This is a genomic window from Gracilibacillus thailandensis (genome assembly GCF_010994055.1).
GTDB lineage: Bacteria > Bacillota > Bacilli > Bacillales > Amphibacillaceae > Gracilibacillus > Gracilibacillus lacisalsi.
Genome location: NZ_WJID01000029.1, coordinates 14,194 through 37,799, shown reverse-complemented (window position 1 = coordinate 37,799; position 23,606 = coordinate 14,194). Strand labels below are relative to the sequence as shown.

Annotated in this window: 24 protein-coding genes and 1 pseudogene; 10 read left to right on the top strand and 15 right to left on the bottom strand. The window is 34.9% G+C overall.

Annotated elements, in window-relative coordinates:
• Nucleotides 1–44 precede the first annotated feature (44 nt).
• From GH715_RS10290 to GH715_RS10255, 8 genes are all read left to right on the top strand, one after another.
• The gene (locus GH715_RS10290; RefSeq protein WP_153835258.1) at nucleotides 45–575 is read left to right on the top strand and encodes a sigma-70 family RNA polymerase sigma factor; all 531 of its coding nucleotides are present in this window, start codon (nucleotides 45–47) and stop codon (nucleotides 573–575) included.
• Nucleotides 568–1,512 (top strand): DUF4179 domain-containing protein, encoded by a 945-nt coding sequence (locus GH715_RS10285; RefSeq protein ID WP_153835259.1) that lies wholly within the window; start codon nucleotides 568–570, stop codon nucleotides 1,510–1,512. The genes GH715_RS10290 and GH715_RS10285 overlap by 8 nt, the downstream gene beginning before the upstream one ends.
• Nucleotides 1,513–1,693: 181 nt before the next feature.
• Nucleotides 1,694–1,984: a DUF5316 family protein gene (locus GH715_RS10280; protein WP_153835260.1), complete on the top strand. Its 291-nt coding sequence runs from the start codon at nucleotides 1,694–1,696 to the stop codon at nucleotides 1,982–1,984.
• 359 nt (nucleotides 1,985–2,343) lie between these two features.
• The gene (locus GH715_RS10275) at nucleotides 2,344–3,321 is read left to right on the top strand and encodes a S8 family peptidase (RefSeq protein WP_153835261.1); all 978 of its coding nucleotides are present in this window, start codon (nucleotides 2,344–2,346) and stop codon (nucleotides 3,319–3,321) included.
• 135 nt (nucleotides 3,322–3,456) lie between these two features.
• On the top strand, nucleotides 3,457–4,359 hold the full coding sequence (locus GH715_RS10270) for an endonuclease I family protein (protein WP_153835262.1): 903 nt from the start codon (nucleotides 3,457–3,459) through the stop codon (nucleotides 4,357–4,359).
• A 174-nt stretch (nucleotides 4,360–4,533) separates the two neighbouring features.
• Entirely contained in the window at nucleotides 4,534–4,932 is a 399-nt protein-coding gene (locus GH715_RS10265; protein ID WP_153835263.1) for a carboxymuconolactone decarboxylase family protein, read from the top strand.
• A 220-nt stretch (nucleotides 4,933–5,152) separates the two neighbouring features.
• Complete coding sequence (locus GH715_RS10260; RefSeq protein WP_153835264.1) at nucleotides 5,153–5,779, top strand: chloramphenicol phosphotransferase CPT family protein; 627 nt, start codon at nucleotides 5,153–5,155, stop codon at nucleotides 5,777–5,779.
• Nucleotides 5,780–5,839: 60 nt separating this feature from the next.
• Nucleotides 5,840–6,595, top strand: coding sequence for a DUF3891 family protein (locus tag GH715_RS10255; protein ID WP_163578588.1), 756 nt, complete (start codon nucleotides 5,840–5,842; stop codon nucleotides 6,593–6,595).
• A 63-nt stretch (nucleotides 6,596–6,658) separates the two neighbouring features.
• On the opposite strand, the gene GH715_RS10250 is transcribed toward GH715_RS10255, so the two are convergent.
• From GH715_RS10250 to GH715_RS10225, 6 genes and pseudogenes are all read right to left on the bottom strand, one after another.
• The gene (locus GH715_RS10250) at nucleotides 6,659–8,305 is read right to left on the bottom strand and encodes a thiamine pyrophosphate-binding protein (protein WP_153835266.1); all 1,647 of its coding nucleotides are present in this window, start codon (nucleotides 8,303–8,305) and stop codon (nucleotides 6,659–6,661) included.
• Nucleotides 8,306–8,321: 16 nt separating this feature from the next.
• Nucleotides 8,322–9,923, bottom strand: a complete 1,602-nt coding sequence (locus GH715_RS10245; RefSeq protein WP_153835267.1) for an ATP-binding protein — start codon at nucleotides 9,921–9,923, stop codon at nucleotides 8,322–8,324.
• Nucleotides 9,924–9,998: 75 nt separating this feature from the next.
• The gene (locus GH715_RS10240) at nucleotides 9,999–10,178 is read right to left on the bottom strand and encodes a Spo0E family sporulation regulatory protein-aspartic acid phosphatase (protein ID WP_240469375.1); all 180 of its coding nucleotides are present in this window, start codon (nucleotides 10,176–10,178) and stop codon (nucleotides 9,999–10,001) included.
• Between the two features lie 499 nt (nucleotides 10,179–10,677).
• Complete coding sequence (locus tag GH715_RS10235) at nucleotides 10,678–12,180, bottom strand: FAD-dependent oxidoreductase (protein ID WP_153835269.1); 1,503 nt, start codon at nucleotides 12,178–12,180, stop codon at nucleotides 10,678–10,680.
• Nucleotides 12,181–12,422: 242 nt separating this feature from the next.
• Entirely contained in the window at nucleotides 12,423–12,983 is a 561-nt protein-coding gene (locus tag GH715_RS10230) for a GNAT family N-acetyltransferase (protein ID WP_153835270.1), read from the bottom strand.
• A gap of 80 nt (nucleotides 12,984–13,063) precedes the next feature.
• Nucleotides 13,064–13,505 (bottom strand): annotated as a pseudogene (locus GH715_RS10225) (recombinase family protein); the annotation flags it as partial.
• A 172-nt stretch (nucleotides 13,506–13,677) separates the two neighbouring features.
• Between GH715_RS10225 and GH715_RS10220 the strand changes: the two are divergent.
• Nucleotides 13,678–13,953: an acylphosphatase gene (locus GH715_RS10220; protein WP_153835271.1), complete on the top strand. Its 276-nt coding sequence runs from the start codon at nucleotides 13,678–13,680 to the stop codon at nucleotides 13,951–13,953.
• Nucleotides 13,954–13,995: 42 nt separating this feature from the next.
• Here the strand turns inward: GH715_RS10220 and GH715_RS10215 are convergent, their stop codons facing one another.
• The 8 genes from GH715_RS10215 to GH715_RS10180 form a co-directional block, all read right to left on the bottom strand.
• Nucleotides 13,996–14,235 carry an indolepyruvate ferredoxin oxidoreductase subunit alpha gene (locus GH715_RS10215; protein ID WP_153835272.1) on the bottom strand — a complete coding sequence of 80 codons (240 nt, stop codon included), beginning with the start codon at nucleotides 14,233–14,235 and terminating at the stop codon, nucleotides 13,996–13,998.
• A 115-nt stretch (nucleotides 14,236–14,350) separates the two neighbouring features.
• The gene (locus tag GH715_RS10210; RefSeq protein ID WP_153835273.1) at nucleotides 14,351–14,920 is read right to left on the bottom strand and encodes a histidine phosphatase family protein; all 570 of its coding nucleotides are present in this window, start codon (nucleotides 14,918–14,920) and stop codon (nucleotides 14,351–14,353) included.
• 169 nt (nucleotides 14,921–15,089) lie between these two features.
• Complete coding sequence (locus tag GH715_RS10205; protein ID WP_153835274.1) at nucleotides 15,090–15,296, bottom strand: DUF6501 family protein; 207 nt, start codon at nucleotides 15,294–15,296, stop codon at nucleotides 15,090–15,092.
• Nucleotides 15,297–15,374: 78 nt separating this feature from the next.
• Entirely contained in the window at nucleotides 15,375–16,418 is a 1,044-nt protein-coding gene (locus tag GH715_RS10200; RefSeq protein ID WP_153835275.1) for an AbrB family transcriptional regulator, read from the bottom strand.
• A 47-nt stretch (nucleotides 16,419–16,465) separates the two neighbouring features.
• Nucleotides 16,466–17,428, bottom strand: coding sequence for a peptide-methionine (S)-S-oxide reductase MsrA (gene msrA / locus GH715_RS10195; protein ID WP_153835276.1), 963 nt, complete (start codon nucleotides 17,426–17,428; stop codon nucleotides 16,466–16,468).
• A gap of 181 nt (nucleotides 17,429–17,609) precedes the next feature.
• Nucleotides 17,610–18,104, bottom strand: a complete 495-nt coding sequence (gene vrrA, locus GH715_RS10190) for a VrrA/YqfQ family protein (protein ID WP_163578587.1) — start codon at nucleotides 18,102–18,104, stop codon at nucleotides 17,610–17,612.
• A 551-nt stretch (nucleotides 18,105–18,655) separates the two neighbouring features.
• A complete protein-coding gene (locus GH715_RS10185; protein ID WP_153835278.1) occupies nucleotides 18,656–21,760 on the bottom strand; it encodes an AAA family ATPase in 3,105 nt (1,034 codons plus the stop codon).
• 1 nt (nucleotide 21,761) lies between these two features.
• Nucleotides 21,762–22,913, bottom strand: a complete 1,152-nt coding sequence (locus GH715_RS10180; protein WP_153835279.1) for an exonuclease SbcCD subunit D — start codon at nucleotides 22,911–22,913, stop codon at nucleotides 21,762–21,764.
• Between the two features lie 112 nt (nucleotides 22,914–23,025).
• On the opposite strand from GH715_RS10180, the gene GH715_RS10175 reads away from it, so the two are divergent.
• The gene (locus GH715_RS10175; RefSeq protein WP_163578586.1) at nucleotides 23,026–23,358 is read left to right on the top strand and encodes a YolD-like family protein; all 333 of its coding nucleotides are present in this window, start codon (nucleotides 23,026–23,028) and stop codon (nucleotides 23,356–23,358) included.
• A 26-nt stretch (nucleotides 23,359–23,384) separates the two neighbouring features.
• On the opposite strand, the gene GH715_RS10170 is transcribed toward GH715_RS10175, so the two are convergent.
• Nucleotides 23,385–23,606 (bottom strand): YozE family protein, encoded by a 222-nt coding sequence (locus GH715_RS10170; protein WP_018933779.1) that lies wholly within the window; start codon nucleotides 23,604–23,606, stop codon nucleotides 23,385–23,387.

Here is a 23,606-nt window from a genome sequence, read left to right as displayed (position 1 = left end):
TGGCATGTTTCAATACTCTTATATAGGAGAGGGGGATAGCGGTAATGAATATAGCACTAGTAAAGAAAGCAAAAAAAGGGGACAAAGAAGCACTTTTAAGCCTGATTTTAAGTCAAAAAGATGATTATTATCGCTTGGCATTTTCCTATATGAGAAAGGAAGAAGATGCTTTAGATGTCATAGAAGATATGATTGTGAAGCTTTATGAGAACATTCACTTATTAAAAAACAACAAATCTTTTTACAGCTGGAGTAAAAAGATATTAGTCAATTGTTGTCATAATGCCTATCGCAAAAGAAATAAAACCGTTCTATTAGATGAACAGGATGCAGAAAATACGTTGAAACAAGCTCATAATGATTTTGAACGAGTGGAGAGGCAATTAGACATACATAGCATGCTGGCAAATCTTAATGAAAAGCAAGCGGAGGCGATACGCTTAAGATATTTACATGACCTTGATTTCCTAACTATCGCCAACATGACGAATACTTCAATAGGAACGATAAAATCAAGAGTATTTTACGGTTTAAAAAAGTTACATTCTTTGTATCGAGGTGATCGAAATGAGTAGTGTAAAGAAAGAGATACAAAAAGAAAAGCAACAATTAGCCTCTCTTCATGCTCCGAAACATCTAGAGGATCGTTTACGTGCTGCCTTAGAGAGAGAAGATAGTAAAAAATATAATAGAACAAATGTCATTTGGAAATTTGCGGTAGCTATCATCTTTTTTTCGATCTTGATAAGTTATAGTTACCAAGGGCTAGCTTATTATGGTAAGAAAATAATAGGATTCGATAACGTCGATGTCATATCGGATACGTTACAAGATTTAAATGAAATGGGAAACGGCCAAAGTATTAATGAAAGCATAACATTAGAAAGTGGGGTAATATTTACTGTTAATGGAGTAATGGTTGACGATAATCAATTCATTCTATACTATACCGTAACGAGTGAATCGAATAATTTGGATGATCCCGAATTAGATTATACACCAATTAAACTATCTGGTTTTCTTACCAATTCTCATATGGACAGTGGAGCAGCCAATTTAAGTGAAGATAAAAGTACAGTAAAGGGGACATATTCCTTCGAACCACCAAATGGTTTTGCTAAGGAATTAACTTTACATTTTCAAATGTCAGACAAAACACTAACCTTTGACTATGATCCAAATAAAGCGATGGGGGCCAGTTTCAAACAGCGAATTGGTCAAAGAATGGATTATGATAATGGTTATGTAGACTTTGAGACGATTACGGCATCACCAACCACAACCGTGATTAGGGGTTCTACAACGAAAGAAATGATCGATCAAAATTTGTTTGATCAGCTAGAGCTTGTAGCTGATGGTAATAAAATAGAGCCTATGGGTAGTGATTACAGCAGTAAATGGACTGGTGGTTATCAATTTGAAATACGCTATGATGCATTGACTACTGACGTATCCCATCTGGAAATCAGTTCAAATGTATCTGAAGAAAGAATAGAAATTATCGCCGATTAAAAATGGTTAGGGTTGTCCCTTTATACAGGGATAATCCTTTTTAAATCATTACATACCGTTGCATTTGTATATTTTAGCAAAAAAGTTTTTTAACAGGTGAAATCGCAATAGGATGTTAGCTAAATTCCTAGGTGAAACAAAATTAATATTTATTCGTAAATGTATATCAAGGAGGGATAACTTGAGATATTTTCTTATCGGTATTATTTTCGCTGTAATCGGTGTTTTACTATCAATTATTATATGGGGAGTGGATAAGGCATATGTGATTACCGGTGGTATTGGCATCGTGTTCATTGGAATTTCGATGATTTTTTCAGGAGCCCTGCTAAGCGGAGACCGAATGAGAGCCAATTATGCAACAGAATCTGCAAAGGATAGAAGAAATAGAAATATTGTTACCTTTCGAGCAGCTTTAATTGGCATAACTAATCTGATCATTGCGTTATTCATTTATTATTTTATCAATTAAAAACATGATATCTCTGATATAAATATATTTATCTATATTGTACTAGCAGAAGATAGCTTATATTATGTAGCAAAATAATGGTAGTAAGCGCTAGAGTTACAAATGATATTACCTAAATATTAAATGAGGGATATTAACGTTCCTCATTTATTTGTTTATACATAAACGATTGAGGATATATGTATAACAAAAGGCTGATTGTATATAAAAGCCTATGAATACGAATACGACCCATTTCTCTATGTAAAAATAAAATGTCAAATATTACAAATATATTAAATATAGTAAAACTAGTAAACTTTAGCAAGCCTAGTACATATATTATAGAGAGAAGATATTTTACCGAAGGAGGATGACGTATGACACAAAAAAAGGTTCATTTAATACCTTACACGATTCAGTCAATTGAGGATTCAAGAAATGAGACTCCAGAAGGTATTCAATTAGTACAGGCTCCTGCCATTTGGGAGAAAAGCAATGAAGGGGAAGGTATTGTTATTGCGGTTATAGACACTGGTATTGAGTCGGATCATCCAGATCTAAAGGAGCGAATAATTGGTGGTAGAAATTTTACATCAGATTATAACGGAGATCAAGACAACTATGAAGACAATAACGGTCATGGCACACACGTATCTGGAACTATTGCAGCAAGCCTTGATGGAGAAGGAGTTGTAGGTGTTGCTCCAAAAGCTAAACTATTAAGTCTAAAAGCGTTAACAGGGGAAGGTTCAGGTGAATATGACTGGATCATAGATGCGATAAACTATGCAGTTGAATGGCGTGGTCCAAACAATGAGCGTGCTCGAGTTATTTGCATGTCTCTAGGTGGTCCTAATGACGTAGATGAGATGCATAAAGCGATTCAACATGCAGTTAATCAAGATGTATCTGTCGTTGTTGCGGCGGGAAATGAAGGGGACGGGGATGAGGAAACACCTGAGTATGCTTACCCTGCAGCTTATACAGAAGTGATTTGCGTTGGTGCTGTAGATATGGAATTACAGCTTGCTCCTTTTTCTAATACTAATAAGGAAGTGGATCTTGTAGCTCCCGGTGTAGATGTTTTATCAACATATATAGATAATAAATTTGCTAGATTATCAGGAACCTCGATGGCAGCGCCGCATGTTGCAGGTGCTTTAGCCTTACTAATTAATTTAAGTGAAAATGAGTTTGATAGATCTCTAGTTGAACCAGAAATCTATGCGCAACTTATCAGACGTACGCTTCCACTTGATTATCAAAAAAGCGCAGAGGGAAATGGCTTTCTCCTATTGAACCTAGTTGACCAATTAGATCGGATTAGTGCTCCAAGTGTGGAGGGAACTGATTAATCTTAAAACTAGATAGGAAAATCTCGGTCTAACTATCATGTCGTAATGTGCGTTGTTATATATGAATGGACAGGTTGGCTGTTAAAAATCCTCCTTCCTGTCCTTTTCTTATGGTAAGTAGAAGGGGGAATAATCTTGAATAAGTCGGAAGGGAAAGATTTAAAAAACGCATTGTTGGAATTAAGGGAGTATCAAAAGAAAATTAAAAATACGAAAGAGTATTATGATGAAGAGGAAGACTCTCGTATTGTCATGGATTATTACTGTGACATTAACTTTGATGAAGCGGGTAAATCTAAATTATTTGAGCAACTTCATCAGTTAATTAAAACAACACACAAAAATCAGCTTCCTTATAATTCTGAAACACGTGATCACCTTTATTCTACAATTGATCTCCATATGGACGGGAATCTTAAAAGTATCTATTCAGGTAGCCACAAAAATCCTGAGCAAACCATTAGAGAAGATCACGAAGCAGCGCTAAAAAGAAAAGAAGAATATGATAAGTTGTTAAATAATAAAACTCAAAATGATGATGTATGGAACAAAGCGGTAGCGGTCATTAAAAGGGAAAACATGTTTAATTGTGAACATGTCGTACCTCAATCATGGTTTGATCAGGGCAATCCGATGAGAGGGGATTTACACCATCTTTTCACATGCGATAAAAAGTGTAATTCGACCAGATCTAACTATCCTTACTTTGATTTTGAAGACTACACACCAGAAATGGAATCCGAAACGATAAAAACAAGTTGTGGGAAATACGAAGATGAGAAATTTGAACCCGAAAGTGGAAAAGGGGAGGTTGCCCGAGCTACATTGTACTTTTTGCTAAGATACCCAGGGAAAATTAGTCAATACAACGATAAAGACATTGAAATGCTATTAAATTGGCACAAAGCTTTTGCTGTTTCCGTCTACGAAAAACATCGAAATAAAGAAATCTATCAGATGCAAAAGAATAGAAATCCTCTTATTGATTTTCCAGAATACGCAGACAATATCGACTTTATGTTAGGTTTATTGAAATAAAGATCATATACCATTTGAGCTAGTAGAGTGTGAAGAAGCCTTAATAATGTTCTTCACACTCTTTTTTACTGATTTTGAACTGTAAAGTATCGTCATAATCGTTAGTAAAATAAAGGAATATTCAAATGAATATAGAATTAGTAATTAATGATTCTAATAGAAAGGGGTGAAAACATGGATAAACGACAAATGGGGTGGAACAAAATTAGAGAAATTGCCGGTGAGCAAGGGGTTAAAACGATGGAAGCTGTGCAGGCGTATTCTCCTAGGCTAGCCAACATGGCTTTAGAATTCGGATATGGCGATATTTATTCTAATGATACGTTAGATTCTCGTCAACGTGCTTTGGTTACGTTATCATCTCTTATTTCACAAGGTGATCACGGAACTGCGCTAATTTTCCATTTCAAAGCCGCTCTTAGAGTAGGATTAACAAAGGAAGAAATTCTAGAATTGATTAATCATTGTAGTGGTTATGTCGGTTTTCCTAAAGCGATAGCTTCTTTGAACCTTTTCCAACAAGCGTATAGTGAATTTGAAAATGAAAGAGAAGATGTAAGTTTATCCGAATAAGAGAACATTCATTATAAGGATACAAATATGAGTCAAGATCATTTAGATTTCTTAGCTACTAATACTTCTAATTCGATTGTTGCTCTTTTATCCTATAATGAATGTTGAACAAAAACTCTAGCAATAAGCAATCGAACTAATACAAATTAGTTACCTTATTGGGAAGGGGGCGCAAAGATGTACAGTTGAAACAATACAGAAAAAAGGGAGGAATGAATAGTTGTTGAATGAAAATGAATATGGAAAAATAATAATTCTAAACGGTACACCAAGGTCTGGTAAGTCTAGCATAGCATTAAGTATTCAAAACACTTTTGAAGGTGTATGGATGAACTTAGGTGTTGATCAGTTTATGCAAATGACTCCAGATCGATTTCAGCCTGGCATTGGTTTACGACCTGGAGGTGAACGACCGGATCTCGAGCCACTTGTCAATACCATGTATCAAGCTATGTATGAAGCAATAGCAGCGTTTAGTCGTTCAGGGTTAAACGTTGTGATGGACGTTGGTCATCATGAAGGATATTCTGTTCCTCTAGGAATTCTTCACAAATGTACCAAGATACTAGAAGGCTTTCCTGTTTGGTTCGTGGGTGTCCGTTGTCCCATAGACGTTGTTATGGAAAGAAGAATAAAGACATGGAACGGTGATTACAACAATGATAGTACCGTGCCAAAACCAGTTGCTTTATGGCAAAAGTTTGTCCATGTACCTGGTATTTATGACATAGAAGTTGATACTTCGTTGCATTCTTCTAAAGAGTGTGCTCAATTAATTCGCAGACGGCTCGAAGATGCTCAATCCGCAAAGGCTTTCGAATATATTAGAAAAATGATGTCACAATAATCTATGATTGTATCCAAAGGTTCGTATTTATTTTGAAACATATACATGGGAGGTTGAATGATGATCGTTTTAGATACAGGGGAATTTTTTAAAATGACTACACAGCATCACCATGCTGAATTTTCAGGAGATCTTGCAAAGCAGCTCAGAGATGACTTTTTTATTCATACTAACTATCGAGACACTGTTATACTTTCCATAACCGAGCATGATCGTGCCTGGATTAGATTGGACCAAGTTCCCATTTGGAATGATCAGCAAAATTCTCCATATTCATTTACAGATTATCCTCTTTTACCTAAAATAACGATGTATAAAAAGGGAATTGATGAAGTAGAAAAGATCAATCCGTATGCTGCTTTGTTATGTAGTATTCACTATACTTCATTCGGGGATATCCGCCAATCTGAACAACAGGATTGCAAAGACTACATGAAAAATGAACAACAAAGACAACAACAAATAAAAACGAAATACCCTGATCTCAACGATAAAGTGATTAAACAGCATTACCGATTATTACGGTTCTTAGATAAACTATCTCTTTACGTTTGTTTAAACGAGGAAGGGGCGACCAAAAATGAAGAGCATCACTGGTTTGTTAATGGGTTTAATACATGGATAAATGGTCAACAATATGCTGCGGAGTGGAGAAGTAAAAATGAAATTAGAATAACTCCATTTCCATTCAAATCAGATTTTGACATTACCTTAAAAACAAAGTATGTACCAAAAGATTTAAGAGAAAAAGATGGTATCAACTCAGCATATCATGACACTAGTTATACGTTTAGTATATTAAAAATAGTACATTGAATAGATAATTTTACTGAAAGCCCCTTATCTAATGGAACACCGAATTGTGAAAAAACTAGTAGCTTAAACCCTGTTTAAAATCGGAGGAGTTTCATTTGGATCAACCAATACTTCAACAACTGTTGGACCATTATCTGTTTTAAGTGCCTGAATAATAGCATTTCTAATATCCTCTGTATTGCGGCATTGATAAGATGTAGCTCCTAATGATTCCGCAAACAATGTAACATCTAATGCATGTTGATATGTAGCTCCAATAGAGTGTCCAATCATTTTTCTCATTCCTTTATCTACCATATCAAGAGCAATGTTATTAAATACAATATAAATAACAGGTAAACTTTGATCGACAGCAGTTGCAATTTCAGTGCCATGCATAAACGTACAACCATCACCAGTTAAGCATACAATTGTTTTTTCTGGTGAAGCCAATTTTGCACCGATAGCATATCCAATTGCATGTCCCATTGTTCCAAACACATCATCAAAATAGAAAGTTCCTGGTTCATAAATGTCGTAGTGTTTTATGGCATAAAAGGTATGACTCCCATCGTCACCGAACAATATTGAATCTTTTGGTAAGTATTTTCGAACTACTTTAATTGCTTGTTTCGCAGATAGATAGGCTTCATTTTCATTAATATCTGAAGGAGCATCATTTTCTTCAAGATATTCGGTATAGCGGGGAGTCCTTTTTATTTCTACACTTTTAACTCTAGATTTCCGTTGAAGTTCAACTAAATTAGCTTTAATATCTCCTTGAATATATAAAGTAGGGAGCGGAAGGGACTTCTGTACAAACGTAGGATCAAAATCAAATTGAATGAGCTGTTTCGGATAGACTGCTTCTGAAAAACCTGCTAAGGACATATCACTAAGTTTGCTACCAATTACAATCATTTGATCGACTCTATCTTCAAGGAACCTAGTTGCTTTTTCATTACCTCCCAACCCAAACGCACCTAAAGATAGCAGATGATTAGTTGGAAATGTCCCTTTACCACCGGGAGTAGTCATAACTGGAACTTGCCATTGTTCTGCCAACCACCTTACTTCTTCATAAGCTCGTGATAGGTGAACACCTTTCCCTAGAAATAGAACTGGGTTTTCTGCCTCGTTTAGCTTGGTGATGACAGTATCCAATTGATTGGATACTACAGTAGACTTAAAAGTTGGCACATCAACTGTAAATGCTGGAATTTCTTCTTGTAAAATATCCATCGGTATGGACAGGTGGACTGGTCCTTTTATACCTGAAGTCGCTTTTTCAATCGCATGCTTAAACAAGAGTTCTAATTGATCGCCTCTGTCAACCCGAGCACTAAATAACGTGACAGCTTCAAACATTTTGACAAGATCAGTACCAAATATAGAAGAGTCTTGTCCCTGTGCTTTACCTGTATCCTTGGCCGATGGGTGTCCCGTGATAAACAAAGTAGGGGAGTGATATGCTTTCGCTTGGCCAGCAGCTGTTAACAGATTAGTTCCTCCGGGGCCAGATGTGCCTAATGCTACACCTATCCTTTTTTTAAGTGCATAGCCAGCTGCAGCAAAACCTGCTCCTGATTCATGTCTGGCAAGAACAAATTGTATATCATAATGCTCACATTCAACTAATAATGGTACGATTGCTTTACCTGGTATTCCAAATACATGAGTAATCCCTAACCGTTTAAGGTTTTCTACCAATACTGTTGAAACTTTTTTCATCATCGATTTTCCTTTCTTATTCATTATTTTGAGGTAGGACTAAATATACTTCAGTTCCTTTTCCTTTCTCAGAATGAAATTCAATTCTTCCGTTATGAGCATGAATGATATCAAAGCAAATAGGTAACCCCATGCCAAGTCCATTTTCTTTAGTAGTGAAAAAAGGTTTACCTAAGTTATCCACTTGTTCCTTTGTCATCCCTATTCCTTCATCCTTTATACAAATATGAAACTCATTATTTTTTAAGTCTGTTTCTATCCCAAGACAAATATTTCCACCATCAGGCATAGCCTCAAAGGCGTTTTTCATAAAATTAATCAGTACTTGTTTGATCTTATGTTTATCAATATAAATTTCGGCATCTTTTACTGAACATTCGACGTATATGTTGACATTATGAAGACGAGCATTATTTTTCATTAACTCAACAGTTTCACGAATAAGATCATGTATACAGCAGCTTACACGATTAATAGTAGTTGGCTTACCATATGAGACAAATTGATTCACTAAATTATCCATTCGTTCTAATTCAGCAGTAATAATATCAAGATATTCAGCTTTATATTTATTTTCTTTCATTAGATGGGTGAGACCGATAATGGATGTAAGAGGATTTCTAATTTCGTGTGCTAATCCGGCCCCTAGCTTACCTATTGTAGATAATTTTTCAGACTCTATAAGCTTCTGTTGTAATTCGTGGTAATTAGTCATATCTCTAAATTGAGCAAAGGCACCAATCATTTGGCCTTCATCAAAAAGAGGTAACACATCGAGAAGGAGGTTTTTAGAGTAATCGCTTTCTCCCAGCTGAAATGAAAATTCAGCGTTTTCTACTTTTTTCTCCGTCTCCAGAACATAATTAGTATATTCACCTATCTGATCAATTTGTTCAAGTCCGTTAACCAATACTTCTTCTCTTTTAATACCGATTATTTCTTCAGCACTGGAATTAAATTCTAGCAAATTACCATTATTGTCTGTCATTACTATACCTATAGGTGTCGAATCTATCAATATTTGATTCAATAAATGAAGTTGGTGATTTTGTTCTTGAAGTTGAATTTCCCGCTCAATTGTATCAACAGCCGATGACAAAAGTCCGAGATAAAAGTTACTAGCAAAGTTAACGGTTGTCATCATGGAAACAGTACCAACCAAACTACTATTAGTTGAAAAGCAAAAAGGGGAGGAATAGCATGCAGCTTCTGATAAGTAATCATGAAAATGTTCTTTGCCAATTATTGCAATTGGTTTTTGGTGTTCTAAAGCTAACGAAACTGAATTTGTGCCAACATCCTTTTCGTTAAATCTAACCCCTGGCGTTATTCCAAGGGAATCAACCATTTCTTTAATACTCTGATCTCCGTAAATATCTAATATATACCCTTGATTATCTGTAGTAATAATCAATGTTGGAATACCTTCCATATACTGAATTAGCTTTTGCATAAAGTGTTGAACAACACTTAATTCTTTAACAAATCTTTGCTTTCGATTTTGTAACTCTTGTTTAGTAAGCCCAACTTTTAAAAAAGGAACTTCATTAGGAATCATATTATAGGTCGTTTCACATTTGTTTTTAGAAGCTCGTATGTAAGTATCAAAATCATTCATTGAATTCCTCCTAGCTGCTAGCTGTAACACAAACTATACTTGAATTGTAACAAATTAGTTAAGAATGTGACAATTTTACTTGTTTTTATTACGTAGTTTCAATTTCTGATAAAGGATAATTTTCTCATCCAGCTGTTTACTTAGCTCTAAAATTTCCCCGATAGAGTACTGATTTGTTTCATTTCCTAATTCATATAATTGGCTCTGCAACAAACGAATTTCAGCTTCTAACTTTCTTATATCCAAAAGCAACATCCTAACAATTTACAATTTCTTATAGAATACCATAAGTAATCATAGACTTCCTTATCTTTACTCTAAAACAGTATATTTTGACTATATTATGGAATAGAAGAACAGGAAGATTGTAACTATTATTGGGCATTATATAAACGGAGTAAGCTAATTGGCTAATGAGCAAGAATTGTTGCAAAAGTAAACAACACATATATCATACATAAAAAAACAGAGAATTAGTAAATGCATGATTACAAACCAACATTAATGAGGTTAGCTTTATTACGAGAAGGTGGAATGAATTGATGTTGTATTTTTTACAATGAAAGAGAGGGGAGGTGGCAACATACTTAAGAGAATGATGTGTGTTGAATTGTTTATCGAGAGAAAACAACTAAAGAAGAAGAAAAATCTTAATTTAATTTGTTAGTTTACATAATATATATTATAGGAAGTAATGTGAAAAAGGGTCTCAATATCTCAAATTAAAAGTATACTTAAGATATTGAGACAGAATTTAATTTTCAAGATCGATTTTCTTTAAATGTTTAGTTGCTGGACCTTCAATAATTTTACCGTCATATGAAAATCTTGATCCATGACACGGACAATCCCAACTTTTTTCAGCTTGATTCCAGTTACACTCACACCCAAGATGTGTACATGTTGTATCGACAGCATGTACTTGGTTCTGTTCATCTTTATAAATTCCTACAATTTGTCCATTGCGTTTCCTTTTTACAGCTGTTTCTGGTTCTAGGTTATCTTGTTCATTCTGGACATCTAGTTTTCCTTTGACAAATTCTTTAGTTACATTGGAATTGTAACTGATAAATTTCTTTACATCTGGATCAGTATGAAAACGCTGTGGTTGATACAGCTCTTTGTACGGATTATCTTTATCCATAATGAGATCTGTTAACAAATGTGCTGCTACAACACTATTGGTCATACCCCATTTGCGAAATCCAGTTGCAACGTATACATTGGGATGTCTTCTGTTCAATGAACCGACATACGGAATTTTATCTAACGTTGTAAAATCTTGTGTTGACCATTGATATTGCCAATCCTTTACGTCTAAGTATTGTGAACCAAAATGTTGCAAGTCACAATACGGATCAGTATTTTCTTTATGATATTGCCCTGTTTTGTGTGATTCTCCACCTAACAACCAAACGGTTTCATTTTCATGTGTTACATAACGAATAGATCGTTTCGGTTGATCAATATCTAAATACATCCCACCAGGATAATCCTGATTAGATGTTAAGCCTAGAACATATGATCTCGAAGGATACATTCTGGTGCTGTAAAATGCTTGTCCTTCGTAGAAAGGAAATTGTGTAGCAATAATAACATGGTCAGACAAGACATTATGGTTGCGAGCTGTTCTTACGATCACTTTGTTTTGATAATCAATATCTACTGCTGTCGTGTCTTCATATATTTCGCCGCCATTTTCCAGTATCTTATCGATCATTACTTTGAGAAAATCAATTGGATGAAATTGTGCTTGTTCATACATTACTAACGCCGACTTGAGTGGGATAGAAAAAGGGATGCTATCCTTTAAATCTCCGGTAATTTTCAATTTGTGATAAGCTTTTGCTTCCTCCTCTAATTTTTGTTGATTTTGTTCACTATTTGTATATAAAATGGCATCTTGGTAATCAAATTGACATGGGATTTGATAGTGATCAGCAGTATCTTTAATAAATTGGATTGCTTCAACTTGGCTCTGATAATATTTTTGTGTATTTTCTAAACCAAAATGTTCCAGTATTTCATGATAGATTAAACCGTGTTGTGCCGTTACTTTTGCTGTTGTATGTCCGGTCGTTCCATGAAGCAATCTGCCTCTTTCCAATAACACAACTCGAATACCGTTCTGAGATAAGAGATATGCGGATAAAACACCGGTAATCCCACCGCCAACAATGGTGACTTCGGTTTGAAGGCTTTCATTCAAGGCAGAAAAACGTCTAACATCTGTTGCTAACCAAATCGATTGATGCATAAGAAATCCCCTTTTTTTAAAATATTATTTCTAGCATAACCAAAAAATAGAGGAATATCACAAATTCCCCTTTGTTTGCGCATCATATTAAAATTTCTGAGAGGTTTGTCTACTTTCACTCTTACCTTCATCATCAAATGATTTCTTAATTTGTATTATTAAGCTAAGATATACTGAGCGTTAATTAAAATTTAATCATTTCATAGTTGAATAAAAAATTCCATTATTGTCTTGTTTGCTAATTATAAATCTGTTGATATTGAAATTTCAGGTTTAACAAAATAAAAAAGTAAAATTCCAGAATACTTTTTTAATAAATCATAATATTCATCTTTGCTAACAACATTTCTATTTATCATAACCTCATATAAATTTCCACTATCATTAATTTTAAGATTTGTACTTTGATACCCATTTCGTAGATAAAACTTTTTTCTTTTAACTCTTTGCTTGTAATTATATGAATTCTCATCAATCGCTTCTATATTAAGTATTATTCGATTATCAGGGTACTTTTCTTTAATTTGGGACAATACCATTTTTCCGTAACCTTTTGATCTAATTTTAGCGTTTATTGCTAAATATAAAACGAATGTTAAATCTTTATTAGTAATTAAGTAAGTAAATCCAACAAACACATCATTATCATAAATAGCTAAGAAATCCACAAAATCTCTTTTCGCTCGCCACAATAAAAACCTTAAAGGTATTTGTTCATTTTTAGGAAATGAACCATACAATAAATCTTTTACTTCATCAATTTCCTTTGATCTTTTATTTATCGACTCTACTCTTAAATTCACACCATCACTTCCTTCTCTGTCTCATTGTTTAAATAATGGAATTACCTTGCTTCTATATTTACAAGCTCTGTATTACGTTCTTATTTCTTAATTTCTTTTAACTTTCTGTATAGTGCAGCCCTTGATACATTTGTGATTTTACATATTTGATTTACAGTCATATTTCCCTCATTATACAACTCTATCACAAAAATCATTCCGGCATGCTTTTTGTGGTATTTTTTAAATCGACCTTTAAACTTTCCTTCTTTCTTGGCCAACTCAATCCCTTCACGTTGTCGCATACGAATCAAATCACGTTCTAATGCAGTGCTGTAATTAAGAATTAACTGTAGGGATTATCTTCTGATAAATCTAGACATGTATCCTTGAGTGATTTTAAGCTTGTTTTTTTACTTCGTATTAAATCAATTAAGTCAAATAAATCTTGTGTACTCCGAGTAATTAGTGTTAAATCGGTAACCTAAATTGTGTCACCATATTGTAACCCTCTAATATTTTTTGAAGTTGCTCACAATCCTTTCCTTCATCACAAATAATTACAGTGGATCCAGTTAAGGCAGTTTGACTTTGATTTTGACCGATTTTAAAGTCATCTATTTGATTTGGATAAAGCGGTTTCGTTTCAACTTCTTTCGTTAACTTTGAATTGTGAAATTTACAATGATACTATCATAGGAAAGAGGTGATTATATTGAGACAAGTTCATGTAGTAGTTTCAGGTCGTGTACAAGGTGTAGGCTTTCGTTCCTTTACGCAACAAGTAGCAGTCGAGAACAATATTATTGGATGGGTGAAGAATCTTAATGATGGATCCGTAGAAATTAAAGCACAAGGTGAAGATAATAAAGTTGACGCATTTTTGTTGCAAGTAAAAAAAGGGCCCTCCTTCTTTGCAAAAGTGAAAAATATTGAAATTACAGAAGAGGAAGTAGAAACTGCATTTCAGAAGTTTGAAATTAAGTATTAAAAAACCGCTATTCCGTTATAGCGGTTTTGCAATTTGTATGGTTTAATTATCCTCAAAGAACTTGCGGTTTAATGAGATATATTCATGCTCATCATCTGGTACTTCATCTTCCATATAAATCGCTTCTACTGGGCATACAGCTTCACATGCACCACAATCGATGCAAATATCGGGATCGATATAAAACATATCTTTTCCTTCTTCTATACAATCTACAGGGCAAACTTCTACGCATTCGCCTGCTTTTTCTTCTTTACAAGGTGAAGTAATTACAAATGCCAAGACGGTCCCCTCCTTTAACGATTAATCGTTATGTATCTCTATACACACACATTCTATCACAACTTTTAAAGTTCGAATACCATTATAGCTTATTTCATTGAGTTTGCAAATCATATTAATAAAAGTGAGATTGTTTTTCTTCCCAAATTCTTTCGGTAATATATTCGCCACCAATACGCTGAATTAAAAAGGCATCAGGGTTTGTAAGAGTTTTCCACTCATGAAACCCAAAATCAACATGAAATTTCTGCAACATAAGGGCAAGTAAGTTGCCATGTGTCACTATAATAATATTCTCATTTACCTCATCTTTCATGCACTCATTTAAAACCTGTTCTGCACGTTGATATGCTTCGTTTGATGATTCCCCACCAGGAAGCTTGAAATGGAAATTTTGAAAAGATTCTTCTAAAATATCGATCCAGTCATCTACAGGCTGCTCACTCAGCAACCGTTCCTTTAGTCGTTCATCAGTTTCTACTGGAATGCCTTGGCGAGCAGCAAAAGGTTTGATACTTTCTTGAGCACGTAAATAAGGGCTCGTAATAATACGATTTATTGGAAAGCTAAGTCTTTCTAATTGTCTTGCCAATTCATATGCTTTCTGGATGCCTTTTTTTGATAGAGGCGAATCACTGTGTTGGCCTAAAGCCTGACAATGACGGATCAAAAGAATTCTTTTCATTTTATCAGCTCCTATGGAGAATCTTTGAAAAGTTTATCATTTTACATAAACAATACGAGGCTTGCTTTAAGGAAAAAGCCTTCGTTTTGCTTATACTAAAAACTTATACGATTATATAGTATAAAATCCCTATTATATATATTTTCCCAATATATTGAATTAATAAACATTATGGGACAATTTCGAAGTAATCCTTTTTAAATCCAGCTATTCGATTGGTATTATCAATAACAAAATAAAATTCCTCTGTTTCGTTTTTTACTTCATATACTGCTCCTTCGGATAAAACAGAATTTACTTTATATTTTTTAGCATTAGTATGAACACATTTAATTTTTTTAATTGTACGGTTGTTTTCCCAATTTTGATGAATCATTTATGTCCCTCCTTCCCTTCTATCATAAACATTTATCAGCTGTTACACAAGGAACTTTACCGAGTTAACATAATATCATTATGGTTTACTGAAGGAAGAAGTCATTTTTTTAAAGATAAAAGGTAGTACCAAAATAATAAATAACAGTCGTACCAATTGCAGTGACCCTACTATCGATGGATCTGCCCCTACTTCACCAGCGGTAATGGCCATCTCTACCAATCCACCTGGTGCTAGGCTCAGCATTGCTGTAGCGAAACTGAGGTCAGACATGATAGCAAAAATATATCCAAGAACAGTCGATATCATGATAATAATGCAAGTGAATAGGAAGAAAATCCAGGAGAAATTACCCGCTTTTTTAAGGTCTGATATTGTTATGGATAAGCCTAAGTGAATACCGATTGACAATTGAGCGACATGATATAAACTCACCGGTACATCACTGACTGGTATAGATAGCAGTTTCAGACTTGCTATAACCAACATAGGAATCAGGACATATGGTGCCGGCATTTTATAGCGCAATAGGTATGCGATTCCAAATAGTAATAGATACAACAATACTGTCCAACCATTTAATGCAATTGCCGTGTCAGTCAGCATTTGTTGTGCATCTGTCTGAGCAAACATAAATGATGCCATCAGCGGTACAAGAAATAGGACGGCCATTAGTCTAATCGTGTGAAAGATGGCTACTAAGCCAGTATTAGCATTCATCGATTCACTCATTGCTACCATAACGGATAAACCCCCGGGAATACTTCCTAACATACCAGTTGATGATTCGATATTTGCATATTTAGCTAATAATTCTCCGCTTTTCATACATAGATAAATGAGTAATAACGTTATGATTAAAAATGGAATAAAATAAGGAATCACTTTACTTAAAGTATTCGAAGTAAAAGTAGATCCAATTTGTGCACCAGTAAGTAAAAAACTGATGTTCAAGATCGTTTTGTTCTGTGCAAGTGGTTCCTTTACTAACCAATTCAAGATAAATACAGCAATCAGTGGCCCTAATATCCATGGTAATGGGAAATGAAAAAGAAGGAACAATCCGGTTATGACTAATGAAGCAGCATACATGAACAAAAGATAACTAATATTTCTAACCATAGTACACGCCCTCTTTTATGTAAAAACTTCCCGAAAACAACGGGAAGTTATTCGAATAATGCCAGGTACTCTTCAAAACCTTCTTCTTTCAACTTATGCTTGGGAATAAATCGTAAAGCTGCGGAGTTAATACAATATCTCATTCCGCCTTTGTCAATCGGTCCGTCATCAAATACATGCCCGAGGTGAGAATCAGCCTCATCACTTCTAACTTCAATTCTTCGCATACCATGTGATGTATCTAGTTTTTCTGCAATCCTATTACGGTTTAACGGTTTGGTGAAACTAGGCCATCCACAACCTGCATCATATTGATCAGTGGTTGAAAATAATGGTTCACCACTAACGATATCTACATATATCCCCTCTTCATCGTTACTCCAATATTCATTGTCAAATGGCCTTTCTGTACCATTTTCTTGTGTAACATGATATTGAATCGGAGTTAGGCGTTCTTTCAACTCTTCTTTTGAGTAATGTTTCCCCCAGTTTCTTTTAATAAAATCTGCTCTTCCCGAACCTTTTTTATACATCTTATAATGAAAGCTCTGTTTTTTATAGTAATCCTGATGCTCTTCTTCTGCTGGATAAAAAGGTTTAGCAGGTAATATATCTGTCACAATAGGATCACTAAACTTACCGCTTTCTTCTAATTTTTGCTTAGATTGTTCTGCCAATCTTTTTTGTTCATCATTTGTATAATAGATAGCGGTTTTATAGGATTCACCGCGATCATGAAATTGGCCACCAGGATCAGTCGGATCGATTTGCTGCCAGAAAATCTCTAATAGCTTTTGATAGGGAAAAATGGATGGATTATACGTAATTTCAACTGCTTCACGGTGACCTGTTGTATTGGTGCACACTTCTTCATATGTTGGATTAGGCTTGTCTCCACCTGTATAGCCTGATACCACTTGTTCAATACCTGGCTGCTCATCGAATGGTTCCACCATACACCAAAAACAGCCACCTGCAAAAATTGCTTTCTCGAGAGCTTGCTTTGTCATGAAAAAGCCTCCTACTTAACGTGATTACTTTTATTGTGCTCTTAGTCTAAAAAAAATGCAAGTGGTCTGTTTTGTACTGGAAATTATAAACTTTTAGCGTTGATTAACTCAACGTAGTGAAAACTTTGAAGGTTGAAAGAATAAGTAGAACTTTTATAGTTGTTAATAGGTGGAGGTTTTTCTAAATAAACAGTTTTGGTTGTGATTCGCTTGTGCGAATTGGCTTAACTTTATTTTTCGCTTGTTTTTGGGAAGATGATGTGCTTTCCGTTATCGTTAATTCTTCCGCTTCCTCTATTTCTTCTTCCACATCATCCACAATCTCATTGTCATCTTCATCTTCATTTATTTCGTTTAATGCCTTCATCATATTGATTAATTTTGGCGCGTTCTTGATCATCGGTCCATATTCTTTGATTAGTGGTGTTGCCTGTTGTGCTACTTTTAAAACTTGTTGCACATTATTTAGCGTTCCCATTAGATTAGAACCGCTACCTGCTGCCATATTTGTTGCCTGGGTCATGTTAGAAGCTTGTGATGGTAAGAACCGTTGTAAGATTCCTTGCAGTCCAGTTGGATTTGTCATTTGATTTGGAACCGGACCACGAGGAAAGAGTCCCTGAGTTGGTATGTTTTGTTGTGGGAACATAGGTGGTTGGTTTGGTGGTCGAAACATATACATTCTCCTTCCGTATAGCATGTTGATATAGTATATGTTCATTTGTCCAGAATGGTATAGGCAAACAAAATATTTAAGAAAAACCGGGAAAGCCCACCCGGTCCTGTCCAAAAGTAGTTATTTTGAGCTGGATATACGGAAAGGGAAGTGGGCAGCCGGAGCGATGCTTTCCGTCTACACATCATTTCAAAATGACCACCTACGATACAAAAACACTATCATGCCGCGGATTATATACTTTCCTATCTGATAAAAAAGGTATACAAGTGCTTTGTGAATTACGTGTATACCACTGTTCTATAACTCTATTATTCTGATATAACATCAGATGTAATAATTATTGTTCTAGTACTAGATCAAAAAGTACTGCTGATAACATCATTATTCCTCTTCTGTACCTTTATAGATAATTTTATCATATAGGATGAAAAGGATGATTTCTATAACGGGGAATGAACATTTGATAACAAATAATATTTCCTGGGTAAGCGCATGTTTTGACAGCATTTATATTGTTTTTGTTGAATTTTGTATCATTATGCGTGTTTTTAGCCTATTCTAAACTTCGCAGTAGAACCGTTAGGAGATGATTCCACTACTAGTTTTGCTTTAATTTCTTCTTTTAATTGTGCAACATGGGAAATAACGCCGATGACTCGGTGATCTTGTTGCAAGTCTTTCAAACATTTAATAGCTTGCTCCAGTGATACCTCATCAAGTGTACCAAACCCTTCATCAATAAATAACGTATCCAATTGTACACCGCCTGCATGAGCTTGGACAATATCAGCCATTCCTAATGCCAAGCTAAGAGCCGCTTTGAATCCTTCCCCACCAGAAAGGGTTTTTACTGACCTTTTCTTACCGGTATAATGATCAAGCACCTCAAGATCAAGACCACTCTGTGCACCACGTTTTGCCAACTCTTCACTTCGAATTAATTGATAACGATGGTCTGTCATTTGATCCAGACGTATATTTGCCTGTAACAATATCTCATCCAGAAAAGTCGATAGTACAAATCGTTCAAATGAAAGCCTTGCCGTATTATCACCTCTCGCTAGATCAGCTAACTCTCCGATGTGATAATAATCATCGTTTATTTCCTTCATTTTTTCTTCCAACCCTTTTATATTGCGAACCGTATCAACTAACTGTTCGATTTCAAATACAATAGATTGAATCTGTTTATTCTTTTCATCTTTTTCTTTTTCCACTTGTGCTATCTTTTCTTCTATTTTTGTTAAATCAGGTTTTTCTGTATCGTCTATCCATTTTTTTAGATTGTCTAACCGATTTATTACTAGGTTTTTTTGCTCATTATGCTGCGATATCTCCTGTTCTATTTTTTGTTGCTTATCAAAAGGAAGCAGTGCTTGTTTGTAGTCTGTAATGGAGGCAAATTGATAATTGGCAAGAGCTTGATGAAATTTTTCTTCTTGTTGTACGTATTTTTCTTGTAACTGATTCGCAAACTGTTTTGCCTCCTGATATTGAGTGTCCACCTTGTTCTTTTCCTCGATCATTTTTTCATAAAGAGCCTGGATGTTTTTCCACTGCTGTATTTTATCATTGAGTTTCTTCTCCAATTTCATAACTTGTTGCTTAAAAGCAGCAGGTGATTCCACATCTGCTGGAAGCAGTGCTTGAAGCTGTATATATTTAGCATGTATTTGATGGTATTCATTACTTAATTCCTGATACTTATCTTGGATTTGCCCTAATTCTTGTTTTAATCGATCATAATCCTTAATTGCCGTTTGTATTTGGTTGAACTGCTTTTGTAAATCTTGAACATTAGTGTTATGCTTTTCTGTTTCATTATTATTGTTTTGGATGCTTTCGCGTAGAAATGTATCTATTTGTTGCAATTGTTCTTTTGTCACCTGTTCTGTATCGATATTTAATGCTTGCATTAACCGTGTAACAATTTGCCTCTTCCCTTCACCTTGCTCTTTAATTTGCAGAAGTGTCATTTGCATATTTTTAGTTTCTTCTTGTAACGTAGAAAGATATTGGGTCTCTTGTTCAATCATTTCATCCGAGATAGTGGAATTTTCCATATTGGCGAGCTCAGGATGATGAATAGATCCACAGACCGGACATTGATCTCCATCTTCTAATGATGCTGCCAAATAACTTGCAAAATGTTTTTTTCTTTCCTGTTCAAGCTGTTCACATTTCTTTTTCTGTGCATCAACTTTTGTTTGCAATTTATTAACTACATTTTGGTATTGCTGATAATCTTTTCTTAATACGAGTAACTCTCGATATTCATCCTTTAAATCTCGCATATCCGCAGCTTTTCGTTGTAGTTGTTCTTTATCATGATGTAGTTGTTGCAATATGCTTTTTAATTCATGGATCTTATCTCTGATCTCGTAACTCGTTTCTTTCATTTGTTCCAGTTCTTTTACTTTATTTTCTAATAAATTTTGTTTTTCTTTTATTCGCTTTCTTGTCTCGTCCAATTTATTTAATTCTGTTCCGGCAGCTTCCAATTCATCCATTTTCGCTAGTAATTGCTGTTGCTCTTTAAATTGAAATTGTAAGGCTTCACGTTCTTGCTCTTTCTTTTGCTCTACTTCATATTTATCTTTAGTTTGTTCGAAATGAAATTGCATTTCCTGCTGTTGTGTGGTTAGAGCTTCAAGCTTCCGTTGTTGAGTTTGCCACTCTTGTTGCCTTGTCTGCATTAATTCTTCTAAAGGCTTTATTTTTTCAGCTGTTTTTGCCAGTTCGAGTTTTTCATGTAATAAATCTATTTCTTTTTGCTTTTGCTGTAACAGTTTCTGCTTTTCTAGCAGTTGTTCATACTCATCAAAATGATCTACGAGTTTCTTTTGCTGGTAATATTGTTCATGTAAATAGGTTAATTGTTTGTTTACTTGCTCTAGTTCTTTCGTTAGCGTTGCTTTTCGTTCTTCTAGCTTGAGATAGTGATTTTCTAACTGTTCGTTTATCTTTTTATCGGAGTCAGGATCAATTATCTCATTAGGGAGCTTATTTAACTCTTGCTGATATTGCCAATCAAGCTTTTCTAATTGCTCTTCCAAAGCTTTGGCTTGTTCTTTTAATTTATCAGTAATATTTTTATAAAAATAAGTCCGGAAGATTTTTTGAAGTACCTCTTCGCGTTCTTTACTATTTTCAGAGATTAATTTACGAAATTCTCCTTGAGGAATCATAATCATCTTCTTAAATTGCTCGTAATCAAGGCCGATCATTTCTTCGATCGTTTCATTGACATCTTTTATTTTCGAAACGATTAATTCCCACTGCTGCTTTTGATTATAGAGATAAAGACTTGCACTAGCCGCTTCTTCTGTATACCCTTCTCCTCTTGCTTTCGGTTTTTGTTGTTTGGGACTACGAATAACACGATACGTTTTATGATGTAATTCAAAGGTAAAATGAACGGATGTCAGTTCAGAAACATTGGCGAAGTGACTACGAAATCCATCCTGATCTCGGTCAGTTCCACTAGCTTTGCCATATAAACTATAGCAAATCGCATCAAAAATCGTTGTTTTCCCAGCACCAGTTGGACCGGTAATCAGAAATATCGGCTCTTCCCCTAAATCGGTAAAATCTATTTGTTGTTGTTTTCGATAGGGTCCAAATGCGGTTAATTCAAGGTTCAAAGCGCGCATACTATTTCTCCCTCTCTTCTACCATAACTTTTTGTATTACGTCTTGTACATATTTCGCCCGTTCTGCGGAAAGTTCCGATCCTTTGATCTCTTTGTAAAACGATGCAAATAGTTGTTCATGGGTCATTTTCTGTTTTTCCTTTATTGATTGAATTTCTTTAAGAGATTGATGAACTACATGTTGTTTTCGTTCTAACCGTAAAATATTAGGGAAAAGCTTACGAAGTTTTGTAACAGGATCTATGATTTGTCCATCATCTAGCAATCTTATTTGCAAGTAATCTTCGGTCGCTTTCACTACTTTTTCCGCTAATAATTCTTCAAAGTATCCTTCTACAATTCGTAAGTCTTTTGGCGCGTTTAAAGGAATCGTGTATACTGTTTTCTCAGTACCATCTAATTCTAAGATGGCGACAGATTTTTTATGGTTTGCTTCTGAAAAGGAATATTTCATGATTGACCCGCTATACCGGATAAAATCATTTTTAATTTTTTGAGGTTGATGAAGATGTCCTAAGGCAATGTAATCAAAAGATTTAAATATAGAAGCATCGATATAAGGAGTACCACCAATCATCGTGAGTCTTTCTTCAGACTCCGATTCCATTCCGCCCGCAATAAAGGCATGTCCAACTAAAATATGTTGAGCTTGATCCGTCATTTGTACTTCAATCTCTCTCACTATCCGCTCCATCGCTTGTTGATGTGTTTCGATGGAATCGTCTTGAAAATAGTACTTCACTTGTTCTGGTTCAATATAGGGCACTAAATGAAAATAGACATCATGTTCGCCTTCATTAAAATGGATGGGTTGAAACACATCCTCAATGGATGTTGCTAAATATAATTGTTTGGATCGAAACAAACTTGCTCCAAACCCGAGCCGATCAGGACTGTCATGATTACCAGAAATAGCAACGATCGGGATCTCCATTTCAACGGATACTGTAGTAAAAAATGAGTTTAATAATTCAACAGCCTCTCTTGGTGGCACTGCTCGATCATAAAGGTCACCTGCAATGATGATTACATCCGGTTTTTCTGCTTCGATAATTTCAATCAAATGCTGGAGAACTTTACCTTGATCTTCTGTCATGTGTAATCCATGAACAATCTTTCCTAAATGCCAATCTGCAGTATGTAAAATCTTCATAGTCGCATTCACATCCCTTCCATATTTTCACTATTTATTATACACGAACAGGTGATCGAAGTCTATTGATTAAGAACGAATGTTCGCGTATAATAATACTGAGGTGATTTGTTTGGTACATGATCGAGGTAAAATAAAATGGGCTTCTTTAATGTTGCCTGAGCATGTTGAAATGCTTCAAGATTTCTTTGCTGACGAACCCCTTAAGGAAAAGCCTATTTTAGACGAAGATTACGTCAACGAAATGGAGTTAACGTTACAGCAAGCGATACATGCTCAACAAAAGATAACATTAAACTACTACCAAAATAGCTCTTTTAAGTCCGCTATTGGCCATATTATTAAAATGGACCCAATCGCAAGAAAGCTAACTATTCAAGAAGGAGCTTTACAACGAAAAGTCCCAATTGAAAATATTGTAGCAATAGAATTATTGCATGAGTAGGAAAAGCCATGAGTGGTTAGCGACACTCATGGCTTTTCTTCATCTATATACGCCTCCCATAAATGATCATATGTTGCAATCGCTTCTGGAAAAGGAGTATGCCATTCCAGATAACTGCTAATTTCATAATAATCGTGAGAATGCTTGGGAAAGTCATGATCATAAAACATCCAATCAGCTAACCTTCGGGCATCATCAAGTTGTTTATTTCCACGATAACGCATCATAAAGTGATAAAAAGACTTCAT

Coding starts and splice junctions, on each gene's coding strand:
- GH715_RS10185 (WP_153835278.1), bottom strand. CDS start 21,760: ATGCGCGCTTTGAACCTTGAATTAACCGCATTTGGACCCTATCGAAAA.
- msrA (WP_153835276.1), bottom strand. CDS start 17,428: ATGACAAAGCAAGCTCTCGAGAAAGCAATTTTTGCAGGTGGCTGTTTT.
- GH715_RS10275 (WP_153835261.1), top strand. CDS start 2,344: ATGACACAAAAAAAGGTTCATTTAATACCTTACACGATTCAGTCAATT.
- GH715_RS10250 (WP_153835266.1), bottom strand. CDS start 8,305: ATGAAAAAAGTTTCAACAGTATTGGTAGAAAACCTTAAACGGTTAGGG.
- GH715_RS10235 (WP_153835269.1), bottom strand. CDS start 12,180: ATGCATCAATCGATTTGGTTAGCAACAGATGTTAGACGTTTTTCTGCC.
- vrrA (WP_163578587.1), bottom strand. CDS start 18,104: ATGTTTCGACCACCAAACCAACCACCTATGTTCCCACAACAAAACATA.
- GH715_RS10245 (WP_153835267.1), bottom strand. CDS start 9,923: ATGAATGATTTTGATACTTACATACGAGCTTCTAAAAACAAATGTGAA.
- GH715_RS10210 (WP_153835273.1), bottom strand. CDS start 14,920: ATGAAAAGAATTCTTTTGATCCGTCATTGTCAGGCTTTAGGCCAACAC.
- GH715_RS10290 (WP_153835258.1), top strand. CDS start 45: ATGAATATAGCACTAGTAAAGAAAGCAAAAAAAGGGGACAAAGAAGCA.
- GH715_RS10180 (WP_153835279.1), bottom strand. CDS start 22,913: ATGAAGATTTTACATACTGCAGATTGGCATTTAGGAAAGATTGTTCAT.
- GH715_RS10170 (WP_018933779.1), bottom strand. CDS start 23,606: ATGAAGTCTTTTTATCACTTTATGATGCGTTATCGTGGAAATAAACAA.
- GH715_RS10205 (WP_153835274.1), bottom strand. CDS start 15,296: ATGATTCATCAAAATTGGGAAAACAACCGTACAATTAAAAAAATTAAA.
- GH715_RS10265 (WP_153835263.1), top strand. CDS start 4,534: ATGGATAAACGACAAATGGGGTGGAACAAAATTAGAGAAATTGCCGGT.
- GH715_RS10200 (WP_153835275.1), bottom strand. CDS start 16,418: ATGGTTAGAAATATTAGTTATCTTTTGTTCATGTATGCTGCTTCATTA.
- GH715_RS10255 (WP_163578588.1), top strand. CDS start 5,840: ATGATCGTTTTAGATACAGGGGAATTTTTTAAAATGACTACACAGCAT.
- GH715_RS10240 (WP_240469375.1), bottom strand. CDS start 10,178: ATGTTGCTTTTGGATATAAGAAAGTTAGAAGCTGAAATTCGTTTGTTG.
- GH715_RS10285 (WP_153835259.1), top strand. CDS start 568: ATGAGTAGTGTAAAGAAAGAGATACAAAAAGAAAAGCAACAATTAGCC.